18 protein-coding genes are annotated in these 22293 nt (G+C 33.1%); 8 read left to right on the top strand and 10 right to left on the bottom strand.

Annotation, left to right across the window (positions count from 1 at the left end):
• Positions 1–53: 53 nt before the first annotated feature.
• Positions 54–1370 (bottom strand): xylose isomerase, encoded by a 1317-nt coding sequence (xylA, locus tag EW093_RS05805; RefSeq protein WP_149567487.1) that lies wholly within the window; start codon positions 1368–1370, stop codon positions 54–56.
• Positions 1371–1532: 162 nt separating this feature from the next.
• On the opposite strand from xylA, the gene EW093_RS05800 reads away from it, so the two are divergent.
• The 6 genes from EW093_RS05800 to EW093_RS05775 are packed head-to-tail and all read left to right on the top strand — an operon-like array spanning position 1533 to position 10612.
• Positions 1533–2867: a TrkH family potassium uptake protein gene (locus EW093_RS05800; RefSeq protein WP_187759852.1), complete on the top strand. Its 1335-nt coding sequence runs from the start codon at positions 1533–1535 to the stop codon at positions 2865–2867.
• Positions 2864–3574: a potassium channel family protein gene (locus EW093_RS05795; protein WP_149567485.1), complete on the top strand. Its 711-nt coding sequence runs from the start codon at positions 2864–2866 to the stop codon at positions 3572–3574. The genes EW093_RS05800 and EW093_RS05795 overlap by 4 nt, the downstream gene beginning before the upstream one ends.
• Before the next feature lie 3 nt (positions 3575–3577).
• Positions 3578–6349, top strand: coding sequence for a DEAD/DEAH box helicase (locus EW093_RS05790; protein ID WP_149567484.1), 2772 nt, complete (start codon positions 3578–3580; stop codon positions 6347–6349).
• Between the two features lie 3 nt (positions 6350–6352).
• Positions 6353–7954, top strand: a complete 1602-nt coding sequence (locus EW093_RS05785) for a hypothetical protein (protein WP_149567483.1) — start codon at positions 6353–6355, stop codon at positions 7952–7954.
• A gap of 26 nt (positions 7955–7980) precedes the next feature.
• Positions 7981–9141 (top strand): trans-sulfuration enzyme family protein, encoded by a 1161-nt coding sequence (locus EW093_RS05780; protein ID WP_149567482.1) that lies wholly within the window; start codon positions 7981–7983, stop codon positions 9139–9141.
• On the top strand, positions 9134–10612 hold the full coding sequence (locus tag EW093_RS05775; RefSeq protein WP_149567481.1) for a PLP-dependent transferase: 1479 nt from the start codon (positions 9134–9136) through the stop codon (positions 10610–10612). The genes EW093_RS05780 and EW093_RS05775 overlap by 8 nt, the downstream gene beginning before the upstream one ends.
• 77 nt (positions 10613–10689) lie before the next feature.
• Here EW093_RS05775 and nifJ read toward each other — a convergent pair whose 3' ends face one another.
• Positions 10690–14229 carry a pyruvate:ferredoxin (flavodoxin) oxidoreductase gene (nifJ, locus tag EW093_RS05770; protein ID WP_149567480.1) on the bottom strand — a complete coding sequence of 1180 codons (3540 nt, stop codon included), beginning with the start codon at positions 14227–14229 and terminating at the stop codon, positions 10690–10692.
• Positions 14230–14444: 215 nt separating this feature from the next.
• Here nifJ and EW093_RS05765 point away from each other — a divergent pair, with 215 nt between their 5' ends.
• Complete coding sequence (locus EW093_RS05765; protein WP_149567479.1) at positions 14445–15566, top strand: mechanosensitive ion channel family protein; 1122 nt, start codon at positions 14445–14447, stop codon at positions 15564–15566.
• Here the strand turns inward: EW093_RS05765 and EW093_RS05760 are convergent.
• From EW093_RS05760 to EW093_RS05740, 5 genes are all read right to left on the bottom strand, one after another.
• Positions 15563–16753 carry a methyltransferase gene (locus EW093_RS05760; RefSeq protein WP_149567478.1) on the bottom strand — a complete coding sequence of 397 codons (1191 nt, stop codon included), beginning with the start codon at positions 16751–16753 and terminating at the stop codon, positions 15563–15565. The two genes, EW093_RS05765 and EW093_RS05760, sit on opposite strands and share 4 nt — an antisense overlap.
• Positions 16753–17322, bottom strand: coding sequence for an elongation factor P (gene efp / locus EW093_RS05755; RefSeq protein WP_149567477.1), 570 nt, complete (start codon positions 17320–17322; stop codon positions 16753–16755). Before efp ends, EW093_RS05760 begins: the two co-directional genes overlap by 1 nt.
• Positions 17323–17348: 26 nt before the next feature.
• Positions 17349–18248, bottom strand: coding sequence for an amino acid--tRNA ligase-related protein (locus EW093_RS05750; protein WP_246745093.1), 900 nt, complete (start codon positions 18246–18248; stop codon positions 17349–17351).
• A gap of 96 nt (positions 18249–18344) precedes the next feature.
• Positions 18345–18518 (bottom strand): ferredoxin family protein, encoded by a 174-nt coding sequence (locus EW093_RS05745; protein ID WP_149567475.1) that lies wholly within the window; start codon positions 18516–18518, stop codon positions 18345–18347.
• A gap of 107 nt (positions 18519–18625) precedes the next feature.
• The gene (locus EW093_RS05740; RefSeq protein ID WP_149567474.1) at positions 18626–18799 is read right to left on the bottom strand and encodes a ferredoxin family protein; all 174 of its coding nucleotides are present in this window, start codon (positions 18797–18799) and stop codon (positions 18626–18628) included.
• Positions 18800–18927: 128 nt separating this feature from the next.
• Between EW093_RS05740 and trpS the strand changes: the two genes are divergently transcribed.
• Positions 18928–19974: a tryptophan--tRNA ligase gene (trpS, locus tag EW093_RS05735; RefSeq protein ID WP_246745075.1), complete on the top strand. Its 1047-nt coding sequence runs from the start codon at positions 18928–18930 to the stop codon at positions 19972–19974.
• Positions 19975–20186: 212 nt separating this feature from the next.
• Here trpS and EW093_RS05730 read toward each other — a convergent pair whose 3' ends face one another.
• The 3 genes from EW093_RS05730 to EW093_RS05720 all read right to left on the bottom strand — a co-directional run bounded on the left by EW093_RS05730 (position 20187) and on the right by EW093_RS05720 (position 22248).
• A complete protein-coding gene (locus EW093_RS05730; protein WP_149567473.1) occupies positions 20187–20645 on the bottom strand; it encodes a hypothetical protein in 459 nt (152 codons plus the stop codon).
• 264 nt (positions 20646–20909) lie between these two features.
• Complete coding sequence (locus EW093_RS05725; protein WP_149567472.1) at positions 20910–21479, bottom strand: RpnC/YadD family protein; 570 nt, start codon at positions 21477–21479, stop codon at positions 20910–20912.
• Between the two features lie 508 nt (positions 21480–21987).
• On the bottom strand, positions 21988–22248 hold the full coding sequence (locus tag EW093_RS05720; protein ID WP_149567471.1) for a hypothetical protein: 261 nt from the start codon (positions 22246–22248) through the stop codon (positions 21988–21990).
• Positions 22249–22293 lie beyond the last annotated feature (45 nt).

Below are 22293 nucleotides of genomic sequence, written 5' to 3'. Positions count from 1 at the left end.
AAACCACCCTACATAATTATAGAATATAAGGTGATTTTATTCATCTTTTTTTTTTAATTCTTATATATGAATTGGTTTACAATACCCTCTAGCATCTCTTGCCTACCTGAGGAATTTTTTATCTGATCATTATTTTTTGCATACTCTGCTAGAGTTTCAAAATCAGCCCTTCCATCAACAATCTCTTTACCAATACCAGTAGTATATGACTCATATCTTTTGCTTATAAAGTCCTCTAATACTCCATCTGAGTAGAGCTTATCTGCAACTAATAACCCTTTAGCAAATGTATCCATTCCAACTATATAGGAGATAAATAGATCATCAGACTGGAAAGAACCACGTCTTACTTTCGAATCGAAGTTAAGACCTCCTGGAGCAATACCACCGTTTTTTAATACCTCATACATACACATTGTTGCATCGTAAATATTAGTTGGAAACTGGTCTGTATCCCAACCTAATAACATATCACCCTGGTTAGCATCTATACTGCCTAAAACTCCATTAATTCGAGACATTAATAACTCGTGTTGAAATGTGTGTCCAGCTAAAGTTGCATGGTTAGCTTCAATATTCATCTTAATTACGTCTTCTAAGCCATATTTCCTTAGAAAGCCTAAAACTGTCATTGTATCAAAATCGTATTGGTGTTTTGTTGGTTCCTTTGGCTTAGGCTCAATTAGAAACTGACCTTTAAACCCTATTTTATTTGCATAATCTTTAGCTAAATGCAGGAATCTAGCAAAGTTGTCATTTTCAAGGGCTACGTCTGTATTAAGTAGTGTCTCATAACCCTCTCGTCCACCCCAAAAGACGTAGTTCTCTCCACCTAGTCTATTTGTTATCTCTATTGCTTTTTTTACCTGGGCTGCAGCAAAGGCAAATACATCAGCATTTGGAGCTGTTGATGCACCGTGAACAAACCTTGGATTTGAGAAACCATTTGTTGTTCCCCATAGAAGTTTAATCCCTGTTTGCTTCATTTTATCTTCTATTAGATCAACGATAATGTCTAAATTCTCTTCCTTCTCTTTTAAAGAGTTTCCTTCAGGAGATATGTCTAAATCATGGAAGCAGAAGTACTCCATTCCAAGTTTTTCCATAAGTTCAAAAGCTGCATCAACTCTAGCTTTAGCAAGTTCCATCCCTTCTAAACCATCATAGGATCTCTCCATAGTTCCCATTCCAAAGGGATCGCTGCCTTCTCCAGTCATAGTGTGCCAATAACTCATTGAGAATCGTAAGTGATCCTTCATCGGTTTACCTGCAACAATCTTTTCTGCATCGTAATATTTAAAAGCTAATGGATTGTTAGAATCCTCACCCTCAAATTTAATTTTATTAATACCTGGAAAGTACTCTTTCATTTATTTCTCCTTAAAATTTATTTGTTCCTAAAATTGTTCTTTATAATAGGTATAATAAGTACAAATTCCTTGGTTGTCAAATAGTTATTAGTACAACTTAATGAAATAAATCAAAAAAATGTATTTATTGATAGGTTTGAGTAATAAATGTATAATCCAGCTATGAGAATAATTTATTTAAAAGAGAGGGATATCCTCTTCTTATTTTTTATATCAATTATTATTATTGGTACAACTCTTCTGTTTTTTCCTATTGCGTGGCAGAGTGATAAGGAGTATACCTTTGTAGACTCACTCTTTACAGCGGTTTCTGCAGTTTGTGTAACAGGACTTTCTACAGTAGATATTGTAGGGATGACCTTATTTGGAAAAATAGTTTTACTAATTCTTATACAGGTAGGGGGGTTAGGACTAATTACATTTTCTTCCATGTTTTTAGCTCTACCTAGGAAAAAGTTAACCCTTGCAAATACAAAAATAATTCAGAACTATTTTACTAACGAAAAAATTGTAGATCCCAAATATATAATCAAAATTGTATTAAGGCTTACCCTAACAATAGAGCTTATTGGCGCTTTTTTTCTGTTTTTTTCGTTTAAGAAATTTGATATTCCAGATCCCATTTTTTCATCTATTTTTCACTCTGTATCTGCCTTCTGCAACGCTGGATTTTCTACTATACCTGGTGGTCTTGAGATTTTCCGTAATCAGGCATTTGGCTCTGTAACATTTATGTTATTAATTGTTACAGGGGGTATGGGATTTGTTGTCCTTCAGGACATTTTTGATTTTATTTGTAAAAGAGATGTTGTTCTACTACTACATACAAAGATTATGCTTGTAAGTACACTAATTCTTATTTTTAGCGGTTGTCTGCTTTTTTATATTTTCGAATTTGATAATATCACTTTTGAAGGGCTAACATGGAGTGAAAAAATTCTACCGGCACTATTCCAGTCTATTACTACTAGAACTGCGGGTTTTAATACAATTAATCAGGGAGATATGACTATGCCATCAAAGGCGATATCTTTAGGTCTTATGTTAATTGGAGGAGGGTCAGGTTCAACAGCTGGAGGTATTAAGGTTACTACAGCATTTTTGATTTTAGGTGTTTTGGTTCAAGGGCTAAATGCTGATAAAGGTTTAACAGTTTTTAAAAGAAAGATAAGCTCTATAAATTTAACAAAGGCTGGAATCTTTTTTGGTAAAGCGATTATTATAGTATTTATGTCCATTTTGGGAATACTTATTGCTGAATCATTTTATGGTAGTAAATTTACATTTATGGAGATTACTTTTGAGTCATTTTCTGCCATAGCTACCGTTGGATTGTCCTTGGGGATAACATCGGATCTGTCTGTAATTAGTAAGTTGATTATTATATTTACTATGTTTGCAGGACGTATAGGTCTTTTCTCCTTAATTATTCCAGTTAATGAGATTAAAATAGATAGAATTATTAACTATCCAGAAGGGGAGGTTTTAATAGGATGAAGCAGATTGTTGTAATAGGATTAAGTTCCTTTGGAAGTAGGGTTGTAGACGAACTGCAACTTATGAGTGCTGAGATAATAATAATTGATAAGGATAGAGAGCTTATTGAAAAGTATAAAGATGTAGTACATGCAGCCTATATTGTAGATGTAAGTGATGAGAATGTAATTAAGAAACTTATTCCTAAAAGTGTAGATGCTGTTATCTTGGATCTTAAATCTAATTTAGAGGTTACAATTCTTGTTACAAACTACCTTCAGAAGATGTCTGTAGAGAATATTATTGTAAAAGCCGTCTCAGAGAAACATGGGGAGATTTTAAAAATGGTTGGTGCTACTCAGATCATCTATCCAGATCTCGAAGCAGCAAGAAGAGTTACCCCTCTGCTTGTATCAGATAGTCTTTATAACTTTGTTCCTATTAGTAGTGGGTTAGTAATGGCTGAAATATTTGTACCTTCAAAATTAGTAGGGAAAACTCTTATAGAGACTAATCTTAGATATAAGGAAGGGGTTAATATTGTTGCTATTAAAAAAGATGAAAGTAGTGAATATAGCTTTTTTGTTCCTGATTATAAACTTGGAGAGAAGGATATTTTATTAGCAGTTGGAGAAGAGATAAATATTAAAAAATTTACAGATGCGGGTTATGTTAAAAGAGATAGAAATATGCCTGGAGTTCTACAGAGAATCTTTGGTACAAAATAGATAATGGAGCAATCTAAATTCTTTGAAGCTTTTATGAAGCAGAAAAAGTCTCCTGTATATAATAGTAGAAGTAGAAGTTCCAGTAAATTTTACTTTGCATTATTAAGGGATGATAGAGGCTTATATGTAAAAACTGTTAATAAATCTTTAAAAGAGAGAAGTGTTAATGGGGATAGCTATTCAGGTGATGTTAGGTCTACAGTTAATCTATATAACGATTTAAAGGCCAAAACAAAGCTGATTGTTGATTGGAGTAATCCATACTCTCTTATATATCTAGACTCTAACCCAACTTTTTTAGATGCACTGTTACAAATGGACAACTTAATAGATGAAAATGGAAACCCTATCTTTCCCAGTAATAGCACACTTCCTATTACTCTAAATATAAAAGAAGTAGATACCTTTTTTAGCTGTAGTTTAACAATATCAGATAATGAAATAAGTAACTTTATAACAGATAGACATGTTTTAATAGAAAACCGGATACTCTCTACTATATCTGTAGGAGATAGTTTTAAGTCTATCCATGAATTAAATACAATAATTAAAACCGAGGAGTTAGGTCAATACCTTAGTATTACACTTAGTAATTTTAAAAATTTAAAAATAAATTATAAAAACTACACAGTTAAAAAGTTAGGAGAGTGTGAATTAAACCCATCCTTAGTTGTTGAGAGTATCGATGATTCGGGGTTTCTAACAATATCAACAACATTTAGTTATAATGATCTAATAACCCCAGAATTTTATTATAAGTATAGGCCTTCTTATCTAGCTTATCCTAACCATAAAAGTTGTAATATTGATCTATACGATCTAGTTCTATCAAATGTAGATGTTTTAGATAACCTAATAAAGATACTATTTTTTTTAGAGGAGAGTTATAGCTTAAAAGAGTCCTTTAGTATAGAAGAGTCAGGAGTTATTATTAATCCAGATCTTGCCCACATAATGTTCTCCTCGGAGATTAAGATTATTCTTGATAACTTCTCTATATTTGGTGAGAAATTTTTATATAAAAATAGGTTAAAGCGTTCTAAACCAAACTTGGATCTGCTACTTAGAAGTTCTATTGGTTATTTAGAGGGTAGCGCTAGCCTTAAAATATACGGAGAGGATATCCCTCTATATAAGGCTATATCCTCCTATGAAGAGAAGGGTTATATTCAGCTAAATAATAACTTTAAGGGAATTATTGATAAGGGTTATATTGAGAAGATTAAAAAGGTTATTAGAAAAACTAAGGGTGGGATAGAGGTCTCATTCTTCGATCTACCATTTATTGAGAACGAGTTAAATTGTAATATTAGTGGTAACGATTTTAATAAAAAATTAATAAATTATAAAGAGTCTAAAACAGCTATATCTTTTAATATAGATCTTAGTAGGTTTAATGGAGTATTAAGGGATTATCAGTTAAATGGAGTTAGATGGATGTTAAATCTTCATCAGATTGGTATATCAGGTTGTTTAGCAGATGATATGGGGCTTGGTAAAACAGTACAAGCCATAGTTCTTTTACTTCAGATTTTACACTCTTCAAAAAATAGACCAATACTAATTGTGGTTCCTAAATCTCTTCTCTTTAACTGGGAGAGTGAGATAGAAAAATTCACAACAGACCTAACTTGTTATAAGTATTATGGTGAAAGTAGGGATATAGATCTTTTGAAAAAGTCCCAGATAGTTATAACTACATACCACACTCTTAGAAATGATATTGAATTAATTAAGGATATTGAATTCTATTATACAATTTTAGATGAGATACAAAATATAAAAAACCATACCTCTGGTTTAGCTAAGTCCTGCTTCCTTTTAAAAAGTGAGTATAAACTTGGCATAAGTGGTACTCCTGTGGAGAATAATCTTGGGGATTTATACTCTATTTCCAGGTTTCTAAACCCTACACTATTTGGGTCATTTAAGAGGTTTAAGGATGAGTGGTCAAGTCCTATATTAAATGACGAGAGTGAGGTTGTTACAAATATATTAAGAAATAAAATAGCTCCTCTCTTTTTACGGCGATTAAAAGATGATGTATTAGACGATCTACCACCTAAAACTGAACAAGTTATATATGTAGATATGAGCGAGAAGCAGAAGAGCTTATACGAAAGAACTAGAAAAAAGTACCATGAGAGCATAAAATTAAAGATACGTGAAGAGGGTATTGATAAGAGTAAATTAACAATTATCAAAGCATTTATGGAGCTTAGGCAGATAGCTACAATTCCTGAATATAAAAGTGGTGGCCTTTTAGAATCACCTAAAAAAGATCTTGTTTTAGAAAATTTAATTGAGACTATTTTAAATGGACATAAAGTCTTAATCTTCTCAAATTTCTTAGCAGCTATAAAAGAACTCTCCCTAGGCTTAGATCATCACAAAATTGATCACAGAATAATTACAGGGGCTACAGGCCAAAGAGAGAGAGTTGTTGAAGAGTTTATGGATGATCCAAATATTAAAGTTTTAGTTATGACACTTAAAACAGGAGGGGTTGGTCTGAATTTAACTGCAGCAGACTATGTCTATATAATGGACCCCTGGTGGAACCTTGCAGCTGAGAATCAAGCCATTGATAGAACCCATAGGATTGGCCAAAAAAGTTCAGTATTCTGTTATAGATTTATTTGTCGAGGAAGTATTGAGGAGAAAATCTTAGAGTTACAGAAGAAGAAAAAAACACTTTTTGAAAACCTCTTTAGTCCATCAAAAAGTAGCATTGTTGAAATTTCAGATAAGGAGATTGACTACCTCTTAGGTTAACTTATGGATAGAGATACAATTATTGAAGACCTTAATGAGTATTACACAAAAAAAACTCTTATACTGCTATTAACCTATATGGGGGTTAAATTCAGTGAGGGTCTAAGTAAAAATGAGATTATAGAACTGGTTGTAGATAGTTTTAAAAGTGAATTAAATATAAATATTTTACTTCGTTCTATAAGCTTAGAGGCAAAAAAAGTAGTTGAGTACCTTACATGGGAGGGGATATCCACGCTTCCTGTTATCGATAGTATATATCATACAAAAATATCCTTGGATGATTATTATTATAATACTAAAGATGAATTTATTAAGAACTTCAAGAATTATAACAGTAGGGAGATAGCCTTTTCCAATGGTTTAAGAACCCTTTTTAAAAAATATATAAATAGACCAATAATTAGTTTGAATCAGTTAGATGGAGATATTTTATTAGCTGATACCTTTTTATATCAGAATCTAGATGGAGTATTAAATTATATAAAACATGAGAACTTAAAAGAGAGGGGCCTTAAAAAGAAGGTTCTACTTAAAAGCATTACAAAATTTAAAAAATACTTTCCTATCTCAGGTGATTTAGTAGACCTTAGAATAACCTATATTCTTAAGTTTTTTATTAATACATCCTTTAAAGAGAGTAGTCTTAAGACTCTTCAAGGCTTTATATCAAGGTACAAAATGGGCTCCCTTTTTAATGAAAACATAGATTTTTACCATTTTTATCCCCATATTAAGGGGATTAATTCCAATATTAACATCAATATATTTTTAAAGAGGGGAAGAACCTCCTTTCTTAACAGAGTAGGTTCTTTAGCAGAGAATAGTTGGATAGATATTAACTATATTATTAGGGAGTTAAGCCTTGGGGAAGATACTCAAATATTTGATACATCGTATTTTGGACCACTTTTAAGTGTAAAGGTTGAACCACAACCCTACAACAACTACTCTAGAACCCTTAACTTAAAATATAAAAGTGATAATGAAAAATATCTTATAACACCTATGTTTAAAGGTATAGTTTTATTGCTTTTTACCATTGGAGTAGCAGATATTGTCTTTAAAGATAGTGAACCAACCCACTTTAGGATGACAGAGTTTGGTAAAAGAGTTTTTGGTCTCCCTTCTAGGTTTAAGGAGAGAGTTCTAAATAACTATTCCTATAAGTTTAGTAGTAGTAGGCTGTTTATTACAACTAGTGGTAGGGATAGTGGAAAGGAGCTTTTTTTTAATAGGATAGGAGAGCTCCTAGGTAAAGGGGTATATAAGGTCTCCTACTCTTCATTTATTAAAGAGTGTAAAACCCAGAGGGATATTGATACAAATATGAAAACTCTATTATCCCTATTACCAGAAGATGTCCCTACAGTTTGGTCCGATTTTATATCAAAGTGTACCGATAGAATATATCCGGTGTATAATGAACAGGAGTTAATTGTAGTTAACTTCCCAAAGGAAAACAGTGATTTTATTTTTGAGATAACCGAAGATCCTAAACTTAGGGATCTATTTTTAATGGTTGAAGGTTTTAAAGGTGCCTTTAGCAGAAAAAATTATGCCGAGTTTAAAAGGGTATTAAAAGAGCGTGGCTATTTTCTATAAGCTATAAGTTATTATATAATATCCTTATGGATAGAAACAGATATAAAATAGATACAATTTTAGCCCATTTATCAGAAAATGGTGGGATTAAGGATCCATTTGGATCAAGCCATATGCCAATATATCAAACTGCTACTTTTGACCTTAAAAAGCAGGGGGATAATCCCTATGACTATACAAGAAGTGGTAACCCAACTAGAGAGTCCTTAGAGAACCTACTCTCCAAGGTCTGTAGTGGAGTTGGGGCCGTTTTAACCCATACAGGCTTAGGATCTATTGCCCTCTTATTTGAATCATTTTTAAGAGTTAATGACCATATCCTTGTGGATAAGGATACCTATGGTGGTACATTTCGTCTTCTTAAATACTATAGGGATAGAATGAATATAACCCTTCATTTTGTAGACTTTTTAGACTTAGAGAAAGTTGAAAACAAGCTTAAGTCTAATCCTATAAGTATTGTATTAATTGAATCCCCTACAAATCCTGGATTAAAAATTTTAGATTTACAACAAGTAGGACTGCTTACTAAAAAATATAAAACCATCTTTGCTGTGGATAATAGTCTTGCTACCTTTGTTAGCCAGAGACCCCTTGAGCTAGGGGCTGATATCTCACTATTCTCTACAACTAAATATGTGTCTGGACATGGGGCTGTAATTGGTGGAGCTATTGTTTCTAATAATAAAAACCTACTTAAAGAGATTAAATATACAGCTAACGCCCAGGGAAGAAGTCAAAATCCTATGGATGTTCATACAATCTCTTTAGGTATTCCAACCCTACCTATAAGATTAAAAGCTCACCAGGATAGTGCTCTTAAACTGGCTACTTGGTTGGAGAATCACCCTAGAGTTAAAAGGGTAGTCTATCCTGGATTAAAATCCCACCCCCAATATGAAACTGCAAAAAAGCAGATGAGCTATTTTAACGGTGTTTTAACTGTAGATTTTGAGAGTGAAGAGTTAGCTTTAAGAGTTGTTGAGGAGACTATTTTATTTAGTGAAAAGTGTTCCTTTGGAACAGCTGATAGTCGAATAGAGAGTCCAGGAAAGATAAGTCATGCATCATTTACCAGTGATGAGCTTAGGGAGATAGGTATAAACCCTGAAACCCTTCGTATCTCTGTAGGTTTAGAAGATATAGATGATCTAATAGATGATTTAAAAGGAATAATTGGTGAATAAAAGTTATTATACCCATATACCTTTAGGGGATAGTATCCCCTTAAATAACCCCCATGCATTCTCAGTTAGTATGCCAACTATCCAGGATGTAATAGATTATGAAGAGGGGACACAGGTTAGTAAAGAGAAAATAAAAACAGCATATCCTAGGATTCTTATACATCCATATATTAAAAAAGTTTGTAGTTTATTAGAGGATAAATTAAGTTTATGCAACGGATTTTCTCTTCTTCTACCATCTAAAGAGGCTGCTATAGAGGTTTCTGAAATATCAGGGGTAGTTCCTTCCTATTATAACTATAAAAAGTATACTCTATGTTTTTTTAATAATTCTCTTGATGTAGAGAGATACTTTAGTTTTATGAAGCATTGTGGATATATGATCTACTCTAGGGAGGCTGAAGATCTGCTTATAGATTTAGGTGAAGATTGTACACTATTTTTTGAACAGAGTAGTAAAAATGGTTCAGAATCTACAATTAAAGAAGTATTAAAAGAGGGGTATGATTCTAGGGAGATAGTTCTATCTAGTAGTGGTATGAACTCTATCTACACTGGATTCAAACAGGTAAAAGAGTTCTTTAAAGAGTCCAGTAGAGGGCTTTTTATAGTTTATGGTTGGGCCTATGCTGATACATTAGCAATATTTAAAAAGTGTTGCGATGAGTATGTCATAATCCCTGATGTGACAAATACAGAGGAACTAGAGTTCTTATTAGAGAAGAGGGGAGATGAGGTTGTTGGTCTATATTTAGAGAGTGTATCAAACCCATTAATCTCAGTTCCTGATATACCTAAAGTTTATGAGTTATCAGAAAAGTATAACTTCTTAGTTATGGTGGATAATACATTTGCAACACCTTGGAGTGTTGATATTTCTAGCTATTGCGATATTATTTTTGAAAGTTTAACAAAGTTTGCTTCTGGATATGGTGATGTAATGGCTGGAGCTACAATAATTCCTAAAAAATCAAGAGTATCCCCTAAAGTTATCAGAGATATAAAGAATAAGAGTATTCCCCTCTATTTAAGAGATTTAAATAGGTTATCCCTAAATATAAAGGGGTATAAAAAGAGAGTATTAAAAGTATTACATAATAGTAAAATAGTTGAGGATAAGTTATTAAATAGTCCAAAAATTAAGTCTGTTTACTCTGTGAATAGCGAAAAGAATAAGACTAACTGGGATAAGATATCAAGGGGTATTGGTGGTTGTGGTGTTATATCATTTATCTATAATAAAGATTTTGAGAATCAATATAATATGGCAAATATTCCTAAAGGTCCTAGCTTAGGTTGTGAGTTTCCAATACTTATGCCATATACTCTTTTAGCCCACTATACAGAGTGTCAAAGTAGTAGTGGTCTTAAATACCTAAGCTCCCTAGGTTTAGATAGAACTCTTCTTAGACTATCTGTAGGAACAGACTCACCTTCTTTAACATTAAATCAGATCTTAAAGCTTAAATAAAAAAAATTTTTATAAAAAAAATAACCCTCGGTTATCCCGAGGGTTATTAAGAATTATAAAAATCCACTATGGAATTTTTACATTATATCTCCCATCTTTTTATAGAAGTCCCATCGTCTCTTAGCATTAACTTCTGCTTCAGCAAATAGTGCTTCAGCCTGCTCAGGAGCAGTTTTTTCTAATGCAGTATAACGTCTTTCACTTCTAATAAAGTCCTGGTAACTATCTTTAGGTTCTTTAGATTCCCAAATGAATCTTTCACCTTCAGGTAGTGCTGGGTTATATCTAAATAGTGGCCAGTAACCAGCATCTACAGCTCTCTTCATCTCAGTTGAAGATTTAGCCATGTTAATACCGTGGGCAATACATGGAGAGTAAGCGAAGATTATTGATGGACCATCCCATGCTTCTGCTTCTTCAAATACTTTCTGAGTTTGAGCTCTGTTAGCACCCATAGAGATAGAACCAACATAAACGTGACCATAACTCATACACATAAGTGCCATGTTCTTTTTATCGTTTCTCATACCTGCGTTAGCAAACTTAGCAACTGCTCCAACTGGAGTTGCTTTAGAAGCTTGACCACCAGTGTTAGAGTAAACCTCTGTATCTAATACAAGAATGTTAATGTTCTTAGTATTTGAAACAGCGTGGTCTACACCTGAGTAACCGATATCATATGCCCAACCATCACCACCGATGATCCATACAGACTTATCGATGAAGTAGTCAACGTGAGTTTTAATAATTTCAAGATCTTCTTTAACTTCACCACTAGCAGCAGAAATTGCAGCAGGTAATAATTTTTCGATCTCTTGTTGTAGGTAGAACTGTGCATCATCTTTAGATGTCCAGTTTTCTAATGCCTTAGTTAAAGCAGCAGTTAACTCTGGAGTAGTTCCAGCACTAATTACAGCTTCAGATTTAAGTTTTAATAGGTGTCTGTTTGAATCAACAGCTAATCTCATACCAAAACCGTACTCTGCATTGTCTTCGAATAGTGAGTTACCCCAAGCTGGACCACGTCCATTAGCATCCTTAGTATAAGGAATAGCTGGGAATGTACCACCATAGATAGAAGAACAACCTGTAGCATTTGCAGCAACAATTCTGTTACCAAAAAGTTGAGACATTAACTTAACGTATGGAGTCTCACCACAACCAGCACAAGCACCAGAGAACTCAAATAGAGGTTTTCTGAATTGTGCACCTTTAAATGTATTTAAGTTAACACCTTCAAAGTTTTCAGGTAGTGCATCAAAGTAAGTAGTTCTTGCAACTTCACCATCAGCCATAACTTCAGGAAGTGCTTTAAGCTCAAGAGCTTTAACTTTTTTCTTACCAGGACAAACATCAACACAAACACCACAACCTGTACAGTCTTCACTGTAAACTTGGATTCTAAACTGTAGGTCATTTTCGTTTTTAGCTGTTGATTTAATTGTTTTGAAACCTGCTGGAGCTTTCGCTACATCTGCTGGTGTAATTTGAGCAGCTCTAATTGCAGCATGAGGACAAGCCATAACACACTGGTTACACTGAATACAGTTATCATCTAACCATACAGGAACAGAAGGTGCTACACCACGTTTCTCATATTTTGCAGTTCCTGTTGGAACAACACCATCATAGGACATTTTAGATACTGGAATATCATCACCTTTCATTAAAGAAACTGGTCTTAAAATATCTTTGATAAAGTCTGGTGTATCTGCTTTTATAGGAATAAACTCAGGTGGTACAAAAGACTCTGTAATTGATGTTGGAACTTTTACTTCTTCTAATCCAGCAGCTGCTGCATCAATACAAGCCCAGTTCATATCTACAATATCTTGACCTTTTCTAATAAATGTTTTCTTAACAGCATCTTTCATTAACTGAATAGCTTCTGCTTCAGGGATTAGACCTGTTAGTTTAAAGAAAATTGCTTGCATAACTGTGTTGATTTTTGTACCAAGACCAGCAGCTTGAGCAATTTTTAATGCATCGATATTGTAGAATTTAATATCATTTTCGATGATAAACTCTTGCATATCTTTTGTTAAATGGTTAAATGCTTTGTCCGCACCAAAATCAGAGTTTAATACAAATGTACCACCCTTCTTTAAAGGTCCTAACATATCGTATTTACCAATATATGATGGTTGGTTACAAGATACAAAGTCAGCTGAGTTAATTAACCAAGGCATGTTACATGAGTCTTCACCAAATCTTAGGTGAGAACAAGTAACACCACCAGATTTTTTAGAGTCATAAACAAAGTATGATTGTGCATTTAGTCCAGCGTTGTGACCAATAATCTTAGTTGAGTTTTTAGTTGCACCGATAGTACCATCTGACCCAAGACCCCAGAACATACATGATCTAATGTTTTTAGGAGATACATCGAAGTGCTCATTTACTGGAATTGATAAGTTTGTAACATCATCGTTGATTCCAACTGTAAAGCTGTGGAAACAAGGTCCATCTAAGTGATCAAATACAGCTTTAACATCGGAAGGAGTAAACTCTTTTGATGATAGACCATATCGTCCACCAATAATTGTTGGCATTTTTCCACCGTTAGATGCAAAAGCAGTTACAACATCTTGGTATAAAGGCTCACCTAAAGAACCACACTCTTTTGTTCTATCTAATACAGCAATTTTTGTTACTGAAGTAGGGATAGCATCAATAAAAGCTTTTACACTAAATGGTTTAAATAATCTAACTTTTAAAACACCTACTTTTTCGCCTCTGTTCACAAGGTATTGAACTGCTAAATCTGCAGTGTCACAACCTGATCCCATAATAATTATGATTTTTTCAGCATCTTTTGCACCAACATAGTCAAATAAGTTATACTTTCTACCTGTTAACTCACCAACTTGGTCCATATATTTTTGAACAATTCCAGGAATTGCTTCGTAGTGTTTATTTGTAGTCTCTCTACCTTGGAAGTAAACATCCTGGTTTTGAGCAGCAACCTTAACAACAGGATGCTCTGGTCTCATACCTCTTTTTTTGAATCTTTCAATATAATCAGGGTTAACTAATTTCTTGATGTCATCATAAGAGATCTCTTCAACTGTTTGGAACTCATGTGAAGTTCTAAAACCATCAAAGAAGCTTAAAAATGGAACTTCAGATTCTAAAGTTGCAAGGTGAGCAACTAAAGCTAAGTCCATAGTTTCTTGAATAGATGATGCTGCAGTCATTGCAAAACCAGTCTGTCTTGCACCCATAACGTCTGCGTGATCACCAAAAATTGATAGTGATTGTGCTGCTAAAGATCTTGCTGAAACATGAAATACTGTTGGGATCATCTCTCCAGCAATTTTGTACATGTTTGGGATCATTAATAAAAGACCCTGAGAAGCTGTAAAAGTACTTGTTAAAGCCCCTGCACTTAAAGAACCGTGAACAGCTCCAGCAGCCCCTGCTTCTGATTGCATTTCCATGATTTCAACAGAATCACCAAAAATGTTCTTTCTACCTAATGCAGACCATGCGTCTGAATACTCACCCATTGGGGATGAAGGAGTAATTGGATAGATAGCTGCAACTTCACTAAATGCATAAGCAATGTGTGCTGCTGCCTGGTTACCATCCATAACAACCATTTTTTTTCCTGACATAATTTTTCCTTTATATATTTGTGTTTATATTAACAAAAATTTCCTAGTGTAAATAATACTACTAATTGGGAGGGGACGCAAGTGTGATAGCCAAAATAATAAAATTTTATCTATTAACTTTTTAAGGTTAAAATGGGCTTAGTTAAGATTTTTTACTGTTAAATTAATCCTAAATAATGGTTTAACTTTATTTTTATTAGGATATAATTAGAAATATGAAAGATGTATTCCAATTTATATATAAAATGTTAAATACTCAGATTAAATTAGGGGATCTCTCCCTACCTTTTAACAGTATTGAAATTTTAATTAAGTTTGCTCTACCTATAGTTGTAGCCCTTATTATTTACAAGTTATTAAAACGCTGGACAAGGGTCTCTATTAATAAATCTAAACTTAAAGAAGAGAAGAAGGAACTGGTTTTCGAGAGGTTTAAAGTTGTTTATCGGGTACTACTTTTAACCTTTATTCTGCTTATCTTTGTTAACCTTTTTGGGACTCAAATTAATAAATATATAATTGCCTTAGGTGTAGTTTTAACCCATCCCATTGTAGAAGGAATTTCAATAACTACAATTATTTTAGTACTACCTATACTATACATAGGGCAGATAGGGGGTAAGGTTGCCCAGAAGTTTGCCAATAGAACTCTTTTATCATATATAAAGATAGATCAGGGTACTAAACAGACCATTGGAGCTGTTGCAAAAAACTTTACTTTTTTCATGATAGTTTTACTTGGTTTAACTGTAATAGGTATCGATTTAACTATTCTTTTTGGTCTTTTTGGAGTAGTTGGTATTGGTTTAGGTTTTGGGCTTCAGGGTGTTATCTCAAACCTATTTGCAGGCCTTGTAATTTTAACATCAAAGCCGGTTAAAGTAGGGGACCATATAATTGTTGATGGAACTGAGGGAAATTTAAAAGAGATTAGGTTTTTAAACTCTGTGGTAAGTACAATTACCCATGAATCAATTATTATTCCAAACTCCAAACTAATTGATAATCCTGTGCACAACTTCTCATTTGATGACCCAAGTATTATTATTAAGACAACAGTTCAGGTATCGTATAATTCTGATTTAGATGAAGTTTTAGATGTTTTGGTAAAGGTAGGAGAGGCGTGTCCCTATCTACTTAAAACCAAAACAGTTACCCCGAGGGTTATCTCATTTGATGACTCTGGAATAACTGTTGGTATAATATGTTGGATTAGAAACTCTTCCCAAAAATATGATGCAAACTCATGGTTAAATCTAGAGGTGTGGAGATCATTTAAGACAAACAATATAGAGATACCATTCCCTCAGGTTGATCTGCATTTAAAGAAGAGTTAGTTCTTTTTTAAAAGTACTGCTCTAAACCCTCTAAACTTCTTATCCTCAACAGGGGAGAAGCCCTTTGTCTCTTTAAGTAGTTGGTGCATTGGTGAACTTTTCCCTGTTATAAAGAGCAGTCCTCCACTTTTTAATACACTCTTAGCTGTCTCTTTTATCATTGAGTACCAATTTGCTCCTGGTACTGGCTCAATCTCTACACCTAAAAAGTCAAATGAAGACTCTTCTTCTATCTCTAAAAGTGAGTCTATATATGGAATATTGATACTCTCTGTATCAATTTTATTTCTGTTTTTTTCCAGGTTATGGGTTGTTATTTTGTTTTTAAGAACATCTCTACCTGCAACAACTATTTTTCCAATATCATTTCCATGTTTTATTGATAAGTAGACAGGAATATGTCCCTGTCCTGGGTTAACAAATAGAGCTTTACCCTTAATTCTGTAGCTAGATAACATGGCCATACTTAGGGTAGTTTGAAAACTTAGACTGTCAAAATCTGGAACATTATAAACTGTATCCATCTTATATTGATGATCGTCAAAATCAAAGGTTTCGGTATTTCTTATATAACTTGAAAAATCTTCGGAATACTCATTAGAGTATCCTCTGTAGTGTAGAACTGTATACTGCTTGTTATACTCTTTAAATAGAATTTCACAACCAGCATTTTTTAATGTTGACTCTGCAAAATTTGCAAGGCTTGCAACTATAACTACACAGCACTTTCCATTTTCATTTAAAAATGATCCAGACCTTGATAGAAAGTTAATTAATACCTTCTCTCCAGCCTTAGCCGGGATATTTGATAGTATTAAGTCAAACTTTCTATTCTCTACACCTAAGAGAGCAAGATCAGTTGAGTACTCAATACTGGATAAGCCGTTTAATTCCCCATTATTTTTAGAAAACTCTACGGCTAGGCTATCCCTATCCTGTAATACGGCTTCTTTAATGTTTGGAAAGCTTTTTTGTAAAGCGATTCCGATTACACCAACACCACAACCAATATCATAGATAGATGAAATACTCTCCTCATCAGTCTCTTTTACAACTGTTTTAAGTAACATACTTGTTCCAGCATCAATACTAAAACTGCTAAATAGTGCCTGTGATAAATTGAAGTTCAATTTACTCTTATTGTAGTTTAACTCTACTTTTTTGTTGATGTAATCGTTATGTTTCATTATTTATTAATTCTTTCCTGATACTCTTTTGTATCTGTATTTATTCTAATTATCTCACCCTGTTTAATAAAAATTGGAACCTTTACTGTTAGTCCTGTTCCTACTTTTACATATTTAGATGCTCCCTGAACTGTATCACCTTTAACGCCTTCTTCAGCTTCGGTAACTTCCATATCCATTTTAGGTGGAATTTTAACACCAAGTGTCTCTTCTTCCCATCTTACTACTCTGTAGGAGTCACCTTCAATTAAGAACCACTTTTCATCCTCAAGTCCGGTTGATGGTACCTCAAACTGATCATATGTTTCATTATTCATAAAGACGTAATTTTCACCATCAGTGTATAGATATTGGCAGTTTTGTTCTTCTACATCAATTTCATCAATATTATCCTGTGATTTATGTGTTATTTTAAGTGCTGCTCCACTTCGTTGATCTTTTAATTTTAAACGTACAAAGGATGACCCTTTTCCAGGATTTACAAACTCTCTCTCTGTAACTAAATATGGAGTATTTTTTTCAAGGATAAACATCCCTTTTTCTATTGCTCCAGCTTTTATTTGACCCATAACAATTCCTTATAAATAAAATTTCATTAGATATTATCATGGTGGGGAAATAAAATCACCCCCTGTATTTCTTCAATTCCTAGGATTCCCATGATTAATCTATCAATTCCTATTGCTCCACCTGAACACTCTGGGAATGTTTCAAAAATTTTATAATAATCCATATCTACACTGTGTTTAACTTCCCCTTCATTTAAAAAGTAATTTTTAATAAGTTTAGGGTTACTCTCCTCTGTGTAGCAGTTTCCACACTCAATACCGTTAATATATAGTTCCCAACGTTGTGCCCAAGGTGTATCTTGTATCTGTTTTGCCAGGGTTTGTATATTAGATGGGAAATTGGTTAAAAATAAATTTACATCTTTAGGTAGGTTCGGTTCTACTATATCTATAAATATTCTATTAAATGTACTCTCCCAGTCATCACTCTCTTCTGTGAAAATCCCAAGTTCTGTAGCTCTTATTTTAAGCTGTTCTTTTGATATGTTATTTTCAAGGCTAAAACCAGCAAACTTAATAAATGCTTCATCCATACTCATTTCTAAATGTTTATTAGGGAGTTTTGAGTCTGGGTAGTTACTGTTTATATAGTTTAGTAGTTCTTTTGTTAAGTTGAGTGTATCTAGGTGAGTAAAGTCCATTGAGTAGAATTCAACCATTGTGAACTCTGGATTGTGTTGTCGTCCAGACTGCTCTGAATTTCTAAAGCACTTTGATATTTCAAATATATTTATTGGGTTTTTAGATAAAAACCTTTTAAGCCAAACCTCTGGGGATGGAACTAAATAGGCCTTTTTATTTGATTTAAAAGGATGGGTATGTTCTGTTTCAAATATACTTAGATTACTCTCTGGTATTAGTGTACTACTTAGGAGAGGGGTTTCAACTTCTAAATACCCCTTTGTATTAAAAAATCCCTTATAAATCTTAATATTAAAGCTCTGTTTTGTATGTTTTCTAATGTCATTCTAGCCTCCTATTATTAGGAAAAAAAATCCGCCTATAATTGGCGGATTGATATTTTAAGCCTGAACGATACATTCAGTAGGGCATGCATCAGCACAAGCGCCACAATCGATACATGCATCTGCATCTATAAATCTAGCGTTGTCTTTTTCTGAAATACACTCTACTGGACATTCACTGTCACAAGCTCCACAGTTTATGCATTCTGCAGTATTTACTTTATAAGCCATTCTGTTCTCCTGATTTTAAAATATGATTTAGAAATAATATATTTTTTTATAGATTGGTACAAGGCTAAAATTAGACAAAAAAACCGCCAGTTAAAGGCGGTTTAGAATTATTCTGGATTGATACAATCGCTAGGACAAACGCCTGCACATGCACCACAGTCAATACACTCGTCCGCGTTAACGAATCTGTGACCATCAACTTCAGAAATACACTCTACTGGACACTCACCTTCGCAAGCACCACAGTTAATACAATCATCTGGATTTACTTTATAAGCCATGTTATTCTCCTAATAATTAGAATTTTTTGTTATTAAAAATAATAATATTAGTAGGGTATAAAATCAACTTATATTACAATAATTTTTACTATAACTAATATTATTCTAAATTATTGTAAAATAATTCTATGAGTGATATCTTTTTAAAAGCAAGAATTATGGAGATACAGGTGGAAAAGAAAGTATTATTAACAGGTATTAAACCTACGGGGATTCCCCATTTAGGAAATTATTTTGGAGCAATTAAACCAGCATTAACAATGGTATCCGATGATAGCTATGATGCACGTCTATTTATTGCAGACTATCACTCTATCAATACTATTAGGGACCCAAAAATATTAAAACAGTACGTTTACGAAGTAGCCGCCACCTGGCTCTCCTGCGGATTGGACCCAGAAAAAGTTCTTTTATATAGACAATCTTCTGTACCAGAAACCCTAGAACTAAATACAATATTAAATGCTTTTACTGCAAAAGGACTAATGAATAGAGCCCATGCTTATAAAGCTGCAGTGGATAAAAATAGGGAGAAGGATAAGCCAGAGGATCACGGAATTAATATGGGTTTATATACTTATCCTATTTTAATGGCTGCGGACATACTGCTATTTGATGCTAATGTAGTTCCAGTTGGTAAGGATCAGGTTCAGCATGTTGAGATGGCATGTGATATAGCCCAGGCTATAAATCATAACTATAAAAGTGAGCTTTTAACTATTCCAAGCTATGTTATAGATGAAAATACTAAAACTATTGTTGGTATGGATGGCCGTAAAATGAGTAAGAGTTACGGAAATGCAATAGAGTTATTCCTCCCAGAGAAGAAGCTTAAAAAAACTATCAACAAAATTGTTACAAACTCCCAGGAGATTGAAGAGGTTAAGGACCCTGAAACTTGTAACGTATTTGCACTATATAAACTCTTTGCTACAAAAGAGCAACAGGATAAATTAGCAAAAACATACCGGGCAGGTGGTATGGGTTGGGGTCATGCTAAGGGTGAGCTTTTTGAAGTTGTAAATGCTGAACTTAAACCAATTAGGGATAAGTATTATGACTTAATGGATAATAAGGATTATATTGATGAGGTTCTTAAAAAAGGTGAGGCTAAGGCTAGAGAGATAGCAGCACAGAAGATTCTTAAGTTAAGAAAGGCGATTGGTATAGACTAGGAAAAGCCCCGTGAGGGGCTTTTAAAACACCGTAGTGACAATTTAATACGGAAGAACTAATAATTACTATAGTTTATTAAAAAACTCTGCTTCACAGCAGAGATTTCATCTTTAAATTTACAATATTTTACCAATATTCTATTTTAAGTAATATTTATATAATAAACCTACATTGTTGAATCGTAATTGAGATATAAATATTATTTTTTTTATTAACTAGCTTCCCTGTAATGGTGGTTGTTTAATCCAAATAATAAAGATTGTTTCTTTATATTACCTTTATTGTTTTCTGGTGGATATTTACCGTTCGGTATACCGTTAATTCCTTGGTGAGGTCTATAATTATTGTAATAATGGATGTACTCTTTAATATTATAGTCTTTATAAGGAAAATATTTTAATTCACCAGAATTATCATGTATTAAATATGAATTAGGGAAGTTCTCTTCAAAGAGACTTATTTGTGGTCTTAAAAATTTGATTGTTGGGTTAGTCGTGATATTCCAGTGGGATTTAAGGAATGTTGACCATGAGTAATTAGGTTTAATAATATTCTGTTTTCTAAAATCACTAATAATTTTTCTAATAGTTTCCCTAGAAATATCAATATTTAGTTTTATTAACTCATCTCTAATCCTAAGGCATCCCCAAAGATAATTATCTATCTTCATGGTTTTAATTAGTTCTTTAACTTCTTTACTGATATGAGGTCTACCTCTCCTCTTATTTATATAATTATGAGTCCAGTAACTGTTTATTACTTGTTTCCATTTATAGAGAACAGTCTCTGGAGTAACTAGAGTAAAGTATTTTTATTTTTTATGTAAAATAGTAAGAAAATAATTTAAGAACAAATTTAAAGATTATCATTATTTTCTATATGCTATCGAATTTTGACTAATAATAGCATATTGGTAATATATTTATAGTTTTATTTACTTTAGTTCTTCAATAGATAATCCGGTAATATTGGCTACGAAAGTATATTCTGAACCAGCTTTTAATAATTTACTAGCTATTTCAATATCCCTTTTATGAGCTCCCTGTTCTAAACCTCGTTCTAAGCCACGTTCTAAGCCTTCACTAATTAGTTTTTCTCTATACCTTTCAATATTTGCAGCCATCATAGGTAGTACCTCCTCTGATTTTTTTATTTTATCAAAATCTTCATATACAAGCTCTTCACCCTGGTTTAGTAGAAAATTATTAACCCAGTTAGCGAAGACCTTTGTCTCTAGTATACTAGAATCTTTAATTACAGTCACTAGATCATCAATTGCTTTTCTATAATCTTCCGAATCTGTATTCTCCATGTAGAAAATAGCAGAGACAGCATTATGTATCTTAAGTAGATCCTTTCTAGATATCTCATTTATTAAAATGGGATAATATTCAAAGTTTGGAATATATTTTGAAGGTATAGATTTGTCTATAACCTCTGAAATGTTCTTCTTAGCTGTCCACTCAGACTCACCATTGCTTAACCATTTATATATACTAAACAATTATATAGAAGCACAATTAATCAAACTCTAATAAGCCAGGCAATCCCCTCCGGGGAAGATCAGAACACGGCTTATAGTCAGTGAACTTAGTTTCAGGTCAATAAAGGCTTTTAACAGCGTTTCCAAACAAAAGGATCAAATAACACAAAACTAAGTTAACAGTTCGTTACGGCTTCGCCTCCACCCGATAAGCAGTATTCTGGTCACCTGGCCAAACCCAAACTGTAAGTTTAAAGGTCTACTAATGCATCTTTTAAATAGGGTAATTAATATATCTTTTCCTAACAGTCGTAAAAACAACTTCGTTCCTCAGTCTTCCTTTTTTACTTGGTTTCAAGTGTAATTTTTGGTTCCTATAAATTCAAAAAGGCAACCCAAACCGGATTGCCTATCAAATTAACTGTTACCTGAAATAACCATAAGGACTAATTGAGCTGCCCTACAACGTAGGGTCAGTTCCAATTAATATCTTATGGTAAATAACATGACCCTATATATTAAATTGCATTTAAAAAAATCCTACTAGCTCTGTATTAACATCATTAGTTATATAAGACTTACCTTCTTTTAGGTCAAAAATTATAGTCTTATATGATTCTAAAGAATTATCAGGAAAGCAAATATCAAAGAATAAAAATCTTCCACTAAATTTAAATGCTTTATGCACTGTAGAAAGACCTAAACTGTTAAGAGGATCTAATAACTTTATTTCTTCTATAGAATATACTAATTGTAGATGGCTATTGTAAATATTCAATTCATTATACAAAAGATTAGTTGTAATAATATAATCCTTTCCAAACCCTATAGGTTT

It is taken from the genome of Thiospirochaeta perfilievii (assembly GCF_008329945.1).
Lineage (GTDB): Bacteria > Spirochaetota > Spirochaetia > DSM-2461 > DSM-2461 > Thiospirochaeta > Thiospirochaeta perfilievii.
This window is presented reverse-complemented; position numbering and strand designations above follow the sequence as displayed.

Coding starts and splice junctions, on each gene's coding strand:
- EW093_RS05795 (WP_149567485.1), top strand. CDS start 2,864: ATGAAGCAGATTGTTGTAATAGGATTAAGTTCCTTTGGAAGTAGGGTT.
- EW093_RS05730 (WP_149567473.1), bottom strand. CDS start 20,645: ATGAAGATAGATAATTATCTTTGGGGATGCCTTAGGATTAGAGATGAG.
- EW093_RS05780 (WP_149567482.1), top strand. CDS start 7,981: ATGGATAGAAACAGATATAAAATAGATACAATTTTAGCCCATTTATCA.
- efp (WP_149567477.1), bottom strand. CDS start 17,322: ATGGGTCAAATAAAAGCTGGAGCAATAGAAAAAGGGATGTTTATCCTT.
- EW093_RS05800 (WP_187759852.1), top strand. CDS start 1,533: ATGAGAATAATTTATTTAAAAGAGAGGGATATCCTCTTCTTATTTTTT.
- EW093_RS05760 (WP_149567478.1), bottom strand. CDS start 16,753: ATGAAACATAACGATTACATCAACAAAAAAGTAGAGTTAAACTACAAT.
- trpS (WP_246745075.1), top strand. CDS start 18,928: ATGAGTGATATCTTTTTAAAAGCAAGAATTATGGAGATACAGGTGGAA.
- EW093_RS05740 (WP_149567474.1), bottom strand. CDS start 18,799: ATGGCTTATAAAGTAAATCCAGATGATTGTATTAACTGTGGTGCTTGC.
- EW093_RS05785 (WP_149567483.1), top strand. CDS start 6,353: ATGGATAGAGATACAATTATTGAAGACCTTAATGAGTATTACACAAAA.
- nifJ (WP_149567480.1), bottom strand. CDS start 14,229: ATGTCAGGAAAAAAAATGGTTGTTATGGATGGTAACCAGGCAGCAGCA.
- EW093_RS05765 (WP_149567479.1), top strand. CDS start 14,445: ATGAAAGATGTATTCCAATTTATATATAAAATGTTAAATACTCAGATT.
- EW093_RS05790 (WP_149567484.1), top strand. CDS start 3,578: ATGGAGCAATCTAAATTCTTTGAAGCTTTTATGAAGCAGAAAAAGTCT.
- xylA (WP_149567487.1), bottom strand. CDS start 1,370: ATGAAAGAGTACTTTCCAGGTATTAATAAAATTAAATTTGAGGGTGAG.
- EW093_RS05745 (WP_149567475.1), bottom strand. CDS start 18,518: ATGGCTTATAAAGTAAATACTGCAGAATGCATAAACTGTGGAGCTTGT.